The sequence below is a fragment of the Clostridium beijerinckii HUN142 genome (genome assembly GCF_000621745.1).
GTDB classification, from domain to species: domain Bacteria; phylum Bacillota; class Clostridia; order Clostridiales; family Clostridiaceae; genus Clostridium; species Clostridium beijerinckii_A.
Genome location: NZ_JHXK01000009.1, coordinates 264,386 through 275,050, shown reverse-complemented (window position 1 = coordinate 275,050; position 10,665 = coordinate 264,386). Strand labels below are relative to the sequence as shown.

The following is a 10,665-nucleotide window of genomic DNA, read 5'->3' as shown; positions in this document are numbered from 1 at the left end:
TGGTGGGACAGCATTTGGATTTATGTTACCAGTTCTTGCTGGATTTATTGCAATGAGTATTGGAGATAGACCAGCTCTTTCAGTAGGTTTTGTTGGTGGTGCTTTAGCTAGTGCGGGTATTACTTTTGCAAGTGCATTTGATCCAAAGATTCCAGCAGTTTCTGGTGGTTTCTTAGGTGCATTACTTGCAGGTTTCATTGCTGGATATTTAGTTGTTGGTCTTAAGAAGTTATTTGCAGGCTTACCAAACAGTTTGGAAGGTATTAAACCAGTATTTTTATATCCTTTACTAGGAACATTTCTAATCGGTGTTATAATGTTATTCATAAATCCAATTATGGGATCAATAAATACAGGTATCACTGGTGCACTTAACTCAATGGGTGGTACAAGTAAGATTCTTTTAGGTATTGTTTTAGGTGGTATGATGTCAGTTGATATGGGTGGTCCTGTTAATAAGGCAGCTTATCTTTTTGGTACTGCATCACTTGCTAGTGGAAACTTTGATATAATGGCAGCTGTTATGGCTGGTGGTATGGTTCCACCACTTGCAATTGCAATATGTACTTCAATATTTAGAAATAAATTCACTGAAAAAGACAGGCAAGCAGGTCTTGTAAACTATATAATGGGATTATCATTTATCTCAGAAGGTGCAATTCCTTTTGCAGCAGCAGATCCAATAAGGGTATTACCATCTTGTATAATTGGTTCAGCAGTTGCGGGAGCACTTTCAATGGCATTTGGATGTGCATTAAGAGCACCTCATGGTGGAATATTCGTTATCGCAATTGTAACTAATCCATTAGCATATCTTGCAGCTATAATTGCTGGATCTGTAGTTGGTGCTATAATACTAGGTATATTAAAGAAACCAGTACAAGAATAATAGTTCATAATTTATTAATTCATAATATATATTAATCAAAGAGCTATCTTTAAATAATCAATATATTTGAAGATAGCTTTTTTTATTATGTGCTTTAGAGTTTAAAAGAAAACCACTTGCTATGAAGTGCACTCTAAATGTTAGACAAAAATCTAACATTTGGAGTGACTATGCATACTAATAATAAGCATAAAATAATCTGTGTAAACGCCATGAAGACGATATAGTAAATTATTTAAATGAAGGGGGCACAGACTATGTTTTTGCCTAAAGATGAATTATTAAAAATATTTCAGCTTTTTATAATTACTTGTCTTTAGGTTTTAGCCCAATATAAATGAACCAAATAATTGCTAAGGCAATAGGAAATAAAGCAATGAGACCACTACAAAGTAAAATCATTAAACAAATAATAAAAGAAGTTAGGGCAAATATATCTATTCTAGGCTAAAGTATTTCGATAATTTAATTCCATTATTAATGAACAAATTTTTGATGAAATATCAATTCCTTTAATATTTAAGTAAATTGAAAAGTAAAGCATAAATGCTGCAACTAAAATTAATTCTGTAAATGAAAGTGGAAAAATATAAGTCAAATAATATGCACCGCTTAAAGCAATAGCTGCAACTCCAATTGGAATTGATCCTAGAAGAATCCAACTTGTAATTGCACCAGCCTTTGAATCAAAAGCTTTTTCCATAAAAGATGCAATGCCTCCTGCTTTAGGAATTTTCTTTGATAACTTACCTAAAACAAATACAAGAGGAAATGATAATAATGATATGATGATCCAAACCAACAGTGATGCCGGACCAACTTTTTGATTTGATATAGTACCATTGTTTGAGTAAATAATATATTATATTTGATGCAAACTCAACATTATTGGAATAAAACGTACATTTTGCAGAATAAAAGGGAGTGTTGTATTCAAAAGAGTGAAGTATTTGTAAATTTTATTTTTGCTAAATTTGAATATCTATAATATAAATAAATATTTATGCAGATGTTATTAAATTACAATCAATGAGAGTGGAAAAAGAGGGGAAGAAAATCTTGCTTATAATTTAAAATTGCTTCCAAGTGAATATAAGGTTATACATAATGTAAATCTAAATCACAGAATTGAAAGTGATGAATTTTATGTCACAGTAATTGGGCCTGCCGGAATATTTCATATAGAGAATAAAAATGAAGGTGGGAGAATGGCTTAAGATAATAATTGATAGTACTGGAATTTGGAGAAGAGTAGATTACAATGTTAAGTCTTGTAGCTCAAGTAGACAGACATGATGTATTAAAAGAGAATTTCAAAGAAAAAAGATATACTGCTTTAGGGATAATAGTACTCTCAAATGAAAAAAACATTGTTGAAGGTGTTGGGAATTGCGAAGTACCTGTTATAAAGGTAGATAAAATTGTAGGATTTATTTCTAATTATAAATCTACGTATAGTTGTACTGATGAAGAAGCTTTATAAGCAATCAAATCTTTATTATATTTAGGTAAGGGTGTTAATTTTATTGTAAATTGAAGTAAAATGTGTAATTTAAGGAATTCTAAAAAATACATTGTAAATTAGTAGTATTTTGTTATACTTATTACGAATAAGCATATAGATAGGACTTAATACTAAGGGAGGTTATCATATTGGGGCATGCTGCTTGAAAGAATAAAACACAAAGCCATATGGGCTAAATTGATTTAGGAACATGACAGCCTGGGGCTAAAATATCAACATTGAAGCCTATGCAATCGTTTATTTTTATTAGAAAATTAGCTGGATAGTAGAAATGCTTAAAGATACTTTTTTGAAGTAGATGAATTAGACCAATAAAATGTCAACCTTAGAGTAAATGTTGTTATTGTATTAAGTTTAGTGGAAGGTTTGGGTATCATCCATCCATGCTAAAAAAGTATCAATAGAGCAGAAATTTAATCATGGAAAATAATAAAAATACTCTAGAATTTTGGGTTGGTATAGATAACGAGATTTTAAGAATTCCTCACGAAGCTATTAAATTTGTTGCTGCCAATTTAAAGTAATATAAGTATCTAAATGGAAAACTAATGATAAGCGTTTACTTTTGCTTAATATTTAAGTACTTTTTAAGTATTGAAATATCACGACTTAATATATAAGTTCTAATTAATTTGCTACATTAAATTAATGGACAGGAGTTAATTTAATGTAGTTTATTTGTTAGAGTATATATAGTTAATGTAAAAATTTATAAGCGAAATTTAAAAGAGAAAAGGGTGTGTTATAAATGTTAAATAAATTTAAAATAGGTACTAAGTTATACTTAGGATTTGGAGTTATCACTTTAATTATGATTTTAGTTTTATCTTTTTCTTACAGGAATTTTAATGAGGAGTCTCAGGTTGTTGCTTGGAACATTCATACATATCAGGTTATTGGTGAGGCAGATAATATTTTGGAAAGCCTAGTTAACATGGAAACAGGTTTAAGAGGATATGCTATTACAGGTCAAGACACGTTCTTGCAGCCATATAATCAGGGCGAGATCGATTTTCAAAAACATATTCAGAAGATAAAAGAACTAACTTCCGATAATTCTAAACAACAACAAAGGATAGATGATTTGTTCAAGGATTATCAAGATTGGTCAAAATCAGAAAGTTCTTCTTTGATAACTATTCGTCAAAAGGTTAATTCGAATCAAGGAAATATAACAGATGTTATAAATTTTGAAATGTCTCAAAATGGCAAGAAGTCAATGGACGATATGAGAAAATTGATCAGTGATATAAAGCAGGAAGAGAGTAGTTTATTGGATCAACGTACTGAAAATTTAAAGATAACTGAAAGAAATACAAGAATTGTTATGATTGGCGGGGGAGTAATTGGTTTAATCCTTGCTGTATTTTTAGCTTTAATAATTTCACGAAATATTATTAAGGCCATTGGAATGTTAACCTTAAAGTTATCGAATATCGCAGAGGCAGATGGAGATTTAACACAAAAAGTTGAACTATCAAATAAAGATGAGCTTGGTTTAATGGCACAAAAATTTAATTTGATGTTAGGAAAGACTAGAAAAACGATTTCTCAAGTAGCTCAAAGTTCCAATATATTAAGTGAGAAAGCCTCAACATTATCTGTTGGCGCCAAAGAAATAAGTAAATCTTCTGAAGAAATGGCATCTATAGTTGGAGAAATGGCTATTGGTAATCAGGAAGTCGCTAAAGAAGTATATTCTCTAAGCAACATGGCTGATAATATAAACAAAATGTCCCAGGATACTTCTGTTGAGTTAAATAATTTGATTGAAAATGGAAAGCAGGTTGGAAAAATTGTATATGAGGGGCAAAATATAATCAAAAACCAAACTATTCATATGAACCAAACAGTAGATATATCTAAAGAAGTTAAAAATGCTGTTGAAGGATTAGTGTTGAAAACAGATTCGATAAATAAGATTGCAGAGACCATAAACGGTATTGCTGAGCAAACTAACTTGTTGGCTTTGAATGCTGCAATTGAGGCTGCCAGGGCTGGTGAACATGGGAAAGGATTTACGGTAGTTGCTGAGGAAGTAAGAAAATTGGCTGAGCTTTCTCTTAAATCAACTGGAGAGGTATTTACGACAATTTCAGAAATTCAGGCAGCTGTTGGACAAACTGTAACCCAAATGAAAGAAAGTGAAATGACCATTTACGAGCAAGAGGCGGCTACAAGACAAACACAAGATTCTTTTACGCAGATTTATGAGCAAATAAATGATATGGTATCTAAAATTGAATCAACGAGCAGTAAAATAAATAAGGTAATTGAACAAGTAGAACATCTAAATGCATCGTTACAAAATGTTTCAGCTATAACAGAAGAATCATCAACTTCAGCAGAAGAAGTATCTGCATCTGTAGAGGAACAGGTTTTAGGTATAACCGATATGGCAAGTTTGGCAAATGTATTGAATGATTTATCAATAGAATTACAAAAAAACGTTAATTTGTTTAAATATTAGTCAATTTCAAACCCACGACCATTTGTATGTGGCTTAAATAGCTGCTTACAAGTGGTCGTGTTTTTTTATTGTCACTGGTAGTCCACAAATCATGAATTTTAATTAGATGATTATATAATAAGCTACACAGAAGAAGGAATTGATTTAAATATTATTTACTAAAACAGTATTGAATTTAAAGACGTCATATCTATGATGCGTTTTCGAATATTCGAAAATCTTACCATTTTCTAAATAACATATTTTCTCAAGTTCTATAATAAAGTCAGACTCTGTCAAATTTAAATAAAGTTTATCGTTAGAGTTAGCCTCATCACCTTTTATAGAGATGTGGGCACTTTGAATTTTAAATCCAAGTTCATTAGTTATGTAATCATAAATAGAGCCTTCTAAATGTTGTTCTTTTAATCCAGGTATAACATAAATAGGCATATAAGTTTCTTCTAGTATTTGTGGGTCATTATCTACAGAACGTAATCGTAAAATTTTATATATATATTCATCAGTGATGTTAAGTTTTTCTGCAATTTCTTTAGGTGGTGTGATAATAGAAAAATCTATCATCGTTGATTTCAGATGCTCTTTACTAAATTTTTTAGAATAACCTGAAATATTATCTAATTCTATAGTAGTTCTGCTAGATAGATTCTCCTTAACATAAGTACCAGAGCCCTGTCGTCTTATTAGCATACCTTCTTGAACTAATAAATCTAATGCTTTAGCTATTGTAAGTTTACTGCAATTATAGCATTCAGCTAAAGAATCTCCATCTGGAATTTTCTCATTGGTTTTATAAATATAGTTATTTATCTTATTCTTTATATCTTCATATACTACTTTGTATTTAGGCGGCATATATAATCTTCCTTTCTCAATTGTTTCCACACATATATTATATATCAGATATAAATAAAAATATACTGGTATTTATATATCTTTTTATAAAAGGTATATATCTTTTATAAAAAGGTATTGATTATTTTGAAAAGGACATATATAATCATAATTGAAAATGTTTTCTGCTCGAGACGAGAAACATAATATATATAAGATGGGAGTTACTTATGAAAAAATTTTATGAATTTCCAGAAGGATTTTGGTGGGGGAGTGCCTCATCAGCAGAGCAATCAGAAGGCAAAGGTAATACTGATAAAGGAAAAACTATTTGGGATCATTGGTTTCAATTAGAAAAAAACAGATTTTATGATGAAGTTGGACCAAATATTACTTCAGATTTCTTCTATAGGTATGAAGATGATATCAAATTAATGAAGGAACTTGGACATAATTCATTTAGAATGTCTATTTCGTGGGCTCGATTATTTCCAAATGGAGATGGAGAAGTTAATGAAAAAGCAGTTGAATTTTATAATAATGTAATTAATTCATTTTTAGCTAATGATGTAAAGCCTTTTATTAACTTATATCACTTTGATATGCCGTTAGTAATGCAGGAAAAGGGAGGATGGGAAAGTAAAGAGGTCGTTGAGGCATATGTGAACTATGCAGATAAGTGTTTTGAATTATTTGGAGACAGAGCAGAGCATTGGTTTACATTTAATGAACCTTTAGGACCAGTACTTGGAGGGTACTTACAAGATTTTCACTATCCAAACATAATAGATTTTAAGAGGGGTGCACAAGTAGCTTTTAATACAATTCTTGCACATGCAAAAGCCATTGAAAGATTTAAAAAACACAATCTAAAATCTAAAATTGGAGTAATATTAAATCTTAGTCCTACTTATCCAAGAAGTTCAAATAAGTATGATGTCGAGGCAGCAGAATATTGTGACTTATTTTATAATAGGAGCTTCTTAGATCCTTGTGTAAAAGGCGAATTTCCTAAGAAGTTAGTAGATACTCTTAAAAAATATAACCAAATTCCTATATATACAGATGATGAGCTAAAAATAATTAAAGAAAATACAGCTCAAATTTTAGGAATAAATTATTATGAACCAAGAAGAGCAAAGGCGAGAGAAAATGCTGTGAATCCTAATTCTCCATTTATGCCAGAATGGTTTTTTGATCCATATATAATGCCAGGAAGAAAGTTTAATAATTATAGAGGATGGGAAATATACGAGAAGGGAATACTAGATCTTTGCAATGATGTTAAAGAAAATTATGGAAACATAGAAGCTTTTATATCTGAAAATGGTATGGGCGTTACAGATGAAGAACGTTTTCTTGAAAATGGACAAATTAATGATGAATACAGAATTAATTTCATTAAGGGACATTTAAAATATGTTCATAAAGCAATTGAAGAGGGATGTAATATAAAAGGATATCATCTATGGACATTCATTGATTGTTGGTCATGGATGAATGCATATAAAAATAGGTATGGTTTAGTTAGTTTAGATTTAAAAACTCAAAAGAGAACAGTAAAGAAAAGTGGAGAGTTTTATAAACTATTAGCTACAAATAATGGTTTTGAAGAATAAAAAAAGGGGGAATATTGATGAACAAATTTTTTGAAAAACTAGGGAAAGTATCGCAAAAGTTAGGTGGAGAAATACACTTAAGATCACTTAGAGATGCATTTGCATCACTAATTCCATTCATTATTATTGCAGGCTTAATGATTTTCATTAACTATGTTGTTATTGAACCGACAGGATTTATGTCTAAAATAATTAATCCAGCAACATTAACTACTTGGCAAGATGTTGGAACATCTATTAATAATGGTACTTTGAATTTCTTAGCAGTATTGCTAGCGGGTGCATGTGCATATCATTTAGCAATAAATAGGAAATTTGAAAATCCAATAGCACCAGCTCTTCTAACTATTTCAATATTTGTTATTTTATTACCATTTGTGATTTCAACTACACCTGTAGGAGTTAAAGAGGCAGTTAAAGTTGCAGGAGTTATTTCTTATAGTTCCACTAATTCAGGTGGGATGTTCGTAGGTATTATAATGTCACTATTATCAACTGAATTATTTATGTGGCTATCTAAAAATGAAAAACTTAAGATTAATATAGGTGGAGAAGCAGTACCTCCAGCCGTTACAAAGTCTTTTAATAGTTTAATACCTATAATGATTACTATTCTAATTTTTGCTGTAGTGTCATTTGCAATAAAGCAACTTTTTGGGACAGATATAAATTCACTGATCTTAAAAACAATACAACGACCATTGGTAGCTCTAGTTACTAGTTTACCAGGATTTATAATATTAATGCTGTTGTCTAACTTATTATTTGCAATAGGGATACATCCAGGAGGGGTAATTGCGCCAATTATGGATCCAGTATTATACACAGCTATGAATGAAAATATGACTGCTTTTGCTCAAGGTCAACCTATCCCTCACATAATTAGCATGTCATTTAAGGATACATTTGGGGTAATGGGTGGATCAGGTAATACTATTGCGTTATTAATTGCTATATTCTTATTCTCAAAGAGAAAGGATTATAGAGATATTGCTAAACTTTCCACAGCACCAGGTATATTTAATATTAATGAGCCAGTTATATTTGGTTTACCAATAGTATTTGATTTAACACTAATGATTCCATTTGTATTAGCTTCACCAATTTGCTTAACTGCTGCATACTTAGTGACTGAGGCAGGATGGATGTCACCAGTAGTAATTCAAACACCTTGGACGACTCCACCAATTTTATCAGGATTTCTAGCAACCGGTGGAGATTGGAGAGCTTCAGTATTTCAAATAATTATGATTGTACTTACAGTCTTACTGTATATTCCTTTTTTAAAGGTTTCAGAGAAAAAACAGGTTGAAGAATAAATAGAAAGAATATAAAGATAAAAGGGAGATGTTTTGTTATGAAAAAGATATTGTTAGTATGTAATGCAGGAATGTCAACATCAATGCTTGTACAAAAGATGATTAGAGTGGCAGGAGAAAAGGGTATAGAAGTAACAATAGAAGCTATACCTTCGACAGATTTATCTCAATGTTGGCAAAGTGCAGATGTAATTCTACTAGGACCTCAAATTGGATTTTTGAAAGATAGTATAAAAGAGACAGTAGAAAATAAGATATCAGTAGAAGTTATTAGTATGGTGGATTATGGCAGAATGAATGCCGATAAAGTTTTAACTTTCGCTATAGATTTAATGAAATAAGGTGGTTTAAGATGGAAGAAATGGAGTTAATAGCTTTCAATATTATTAGTAATGTTGGAACGGCAAAGAGTATGGGAATCCAGGCTTTAATTAAAGGAAGAAGTGGAAATCAAGAAGAGGCAGAAAAATTACTTGAAGATGCATCTGTGTTTATGAGAGAAGGGCATAAGTCACATGCACAACTTATACAAGAAGAAGCAAAAGGAAATAAGCAAGAGCTTTCACTAATACTTATGCATGCTGAAGATCAATTAATGGCATCAGAAATAATTTTATCTTTAGCTAAAGAGATATTATATATGCAGAAAGAAATCAATGATTTAAAGAAAAAATAGTAAAAAAGCCGAGATAAATCCTCGGCTTTTAATAAAATAAGCTTATAAAAAGCTTAGAACGAATAAGAAGTAACAATTTTAAGTAAGTACGCAATTAAAAAAATATCGTAGAAGCTTTTATTTAATCAAATAGTTTTGTTAATATTTTAGGAGGTCAAGATGAATTATTATTTAGGAATTGATATAGGAGGTACCAACTTAAGAGCCGCTATTTTAGATAATGAATATAATTTAATTGATAAATTTAAAATAGATAATATTGTTGAAAAAGGTGCGAAGTATAATGTAGATAATTTAATAAAAACCATTAGGGAAAAGTGGAATATATATAATATTCAGGCTATTGGCGTGGCATGTCCAGGTCCTTTAGATATAAGAAATGGAGTAATAATTAATCCTCCTAATCTAAAAGGATGGGAAGGATTTGAAATAAAAAAATACTTTGAAGAAAGTTTTAAATTACCTACAACTGTAAATAATGATGCAAATGTGGCTGGATATTGTGAAGCTAAGATAGGAGTAGCTAAAAATGCTGAAAGTGTATATTATATTACTCTATCAACAGGAGTAGGTGGCGGATTTGTTTATAAAAATGAGATAATTAATGGCTTTAATAACATAGCTGGGGAAGTATGTAACATGATAATAAATGAAGATGAATATATCCATGCGGGCTTAAATGCTGGAGGATTAGAAGGGCAGTGCAGTGGAGTAAGTATTTCTAGAATTGCAAGTAAGAAGTTAGGACAGGAACTCACTGCCAAAGATGTCTTTGACAGAGCTAAGGATGGAGAAGTAAATTGCAGAGAGGTTTTAAATGAGTGGTCTATAAATTTATCTAAAGCAATTGCTAATATAATAACTATTGTAGATCCAGAAGTTATAGTACTTGGCGGATCAGTTATTTTAAATAATTCTAATCACTTAGAAAAATTAATTAATGAAGTTAAGCTAAGAGTATTTAACAATATTAATGTAAATATTAAATTGGCTAAAATAGGTGATGATGCAGGATTACTTGGAGCGGGGATTCTAGCATCTTGCTTAAACTGATAGATATACATGCAGTTATTTAAGATTCAAGGAAGTATATAAAAGGATCGACTAGGGATTAATCATATGTTCTCTTTGAGGTAGACAATTAGATAAAAATTTTTATTATGGTCAAGTTAAGAATTTTATATTAAGTGCAGATGGTGAATTTAAAGGGCACGATTCACCTCAAGCATAAACCCCACGAAAATCTAAACTTTGGATTTTCGTGGGGTTTTATATTATTCAGCAAATAATGTGTTATTTATTAACTAGTATAGATTATGATAATAAATCTAAG

11 protein-coding genes are annotated in these 10,665 nt (G+C 30.5%); 9 read left to right on the top strand and 2 right to left on the bottom strand.

The features are described from left to right. Positions 1-889: PTS fructose transporter subunit IIC (locus T483_RS0104570; RefSeq protein ID WP_026885775.1), on the top strand; the 889-nt coding region annotated here is incomplete at its 5' end. Between the two features lie 442 nt (positions 890-1,331). Here the strand turns inward: T483_RS0104570 and T483_RS30380 are convergent. Next, positions 1,332-1,691 (bottom strand): amino acid permease, encoded by a 360-nt coding sequence (locus T483_RS30380; protein ID WP_242841801.1) that lies wholly within the window; start codon positions 1,689-1,691, stop codon positions 1,332-1,334. A 217-nt stretch (positions 1,692-1,908) separates the two neighbouring features. Here T483_RS30380 and T483_RS30375 point away from each other — a divergent pair, with 217 nt between their 5' ends. The 3 genes from T483_RS30375 (at position 1,909) to T483_RS0104540 (ending at position 4,884) form a co-directional block, all read left to right on the top strand. Next, the gene (locus T483_RS30375; protein ID WP_080696912.1) at positions 1,909-2,106 is read left to right on the top strand and encodes an NERD domain-containing protein; all 198 of its coding nucleotides are present in this window, start codon (positions 1,909-1,911) and stop codon (positions 2,104-2,106) included. A gap of 44 nt (positions 2,107-2,150) precedes the next feature. Continuing rightward, positions 2,151-2,372 (top strand): hypothetical protein, encoded by a 222-nt coding sequence (locus T483_RS0104550; protein ID WP_026885773.1) that lies wholly within the window; start codon positions 2,151-2,153, stop codon positions 2,370-2,372. A 790-nt stretch (positions 2,373-3,162) separates the two neighbouring features. Next, positions 3,163-4,884 (top strand): methyl-accepting chemotaxis protein, encoded by a 1,722-nt coding sequence (locus T483_RS0104540; RefSeq protein WP_026885772.1) that lies wholly within the window; start codon positions 3,163-3,165, stop codon positions 4,882-4,884. Between the two features lie 144 nt (positions 4,885-5,028). On the opposite strand, the gene T483_RS0104535 is transcribed toward T483_RS0104540, so the two are convergent. After that, positions 5,029-5,769: a GntR family transcriptional regulator gene (locus T483_RS0104535; RefSeq protein WP_242841799.1), complete on the bottom strand. Its 741-nt coding sequence runs from the start codon at positions 5,767-5,769 to the stop codon at positions 5,029-5,031. Between the two features lie 179 nt (positions 5,770-5,948). Between T483_RS0104535 and T483_RS0104530 the strand changes: the two genes are divergently transcribed. The 5 genes from T483_RS0104530 to T483_RS0104510 all read left to right on the top strand — a co-directional run bounded on the left by T483_RS0104530 (position 5,949) and on the right by T483_RS0104510 (position 10,385). Further along, positions 5,949-7,337 carry a glycoside hydrolase family 1 protein gene (locus T483_RS0104530; protein ID WP_026885770.1) on the top strand — a complete coding sequence of 463 codons (1,389 nt, stop codon included), beginning with the start codon at positions 5,949-5,951 and terminating at the stop codon, positions 7,335-7,337. A gap of 17 nt (positions 7,338-7,354) precedes the next feature. Continuing rightward, the gene (locus T483_RS0104525; RefSeq protein WP_026885769.1) at positions 7,355-8,656 is read left to right on the top strand and encodes a PTS sugar transporter subunit IIC; all 1,302 of its coding nucleotides are present in this window, start codon (positions 7,355-7,357) and stop codon (positions 8,654-8,656) included. A 38-nt stretch (positions 8,657-8,694) separates the two neighbouring features. Then, positions 8,695-8,997, top strand: coding sequence for a PTS sugar transporter subunit IIB (locus T483_RS0104520; RefSeq protein ID WP_026885768.1), 303 nt, complete (start codon positions 8,695-8,697; stop codon positions 8,995-8,997). A gap of 11 nt (positions 8,998-9,008) precedes the next feature. Then, entirely contained in the window at positions 9,009-9,332 is a 324-nt protein-coding gene (locus T483_RS0104515; RefSeq protein ID WP_026885767.1) for a PTS lactose/cellobiose transporter subunit IIA, read from the top strand. A 159-nt stretch (positions 9,333-9,491) separates the two neighbouring features. After that, the gene (locus T483_RS0104510; protein WP_026885766.1) at positions 9,492-10,385 is read left to right on the top strand and encodes an ROK family protein; all 894 of its coding nucleotides are present in this window, start codon (positions 9,492-9,494) and stop codon (positions 10,383-10,385) included. Positions 10,386-10,665 lie beyond the last annotated feature (280 nt).

Coding starts and splice junctions, on each gene's coding strand:
- T483_RS0104525 (WP_026885769.1), top strand. CDS start 7,355: ATGAACAAATTTTTTGAAAAACTAGGGAAAGTATCGCAAAAGTTAGGT.
- T483_RS0104530 (WP_026885770.1), top strand. CDS start 5,949: ATGAAAAAATTTTATGAATTTCCAGAAGGATTTTGGTGGGGGAGTGCC.
- T483_RS0104520 (WP_026885768.1), top strand. CDS start 8,695: ATGAAAAAGATATTGTTAGTATGTAATGCAGGAATGTCAACATCAATG.
- T483_RS0104550 (WP_026885773.1), top strand. CDS start 2,151: ATGTTAAGTCTTGTAGCTCAAGTAGACAGACATGATGTATTAAAAGAG.
- T483_RS0104540 (WP_026885772.1), top strand. CDS start 3,163: ATGTTAAATAAATTTAAAATAGGTACTAAGTTATACTTAGGATTTGGA.
- T483_RS0104515 (WP_026885767.1), top strand. CDS start 9,009: ATGGAAGAAATGGAGTTAATAGCTTTCAATATTATTAGTAATGTTGGA.
- T483_RS0104510 (WP_026885766.1), top strand. CDS start 9,492: ATGAATTATTATTTAGGAATTGATATAGGAGGTACCAACTTAAGAGCC.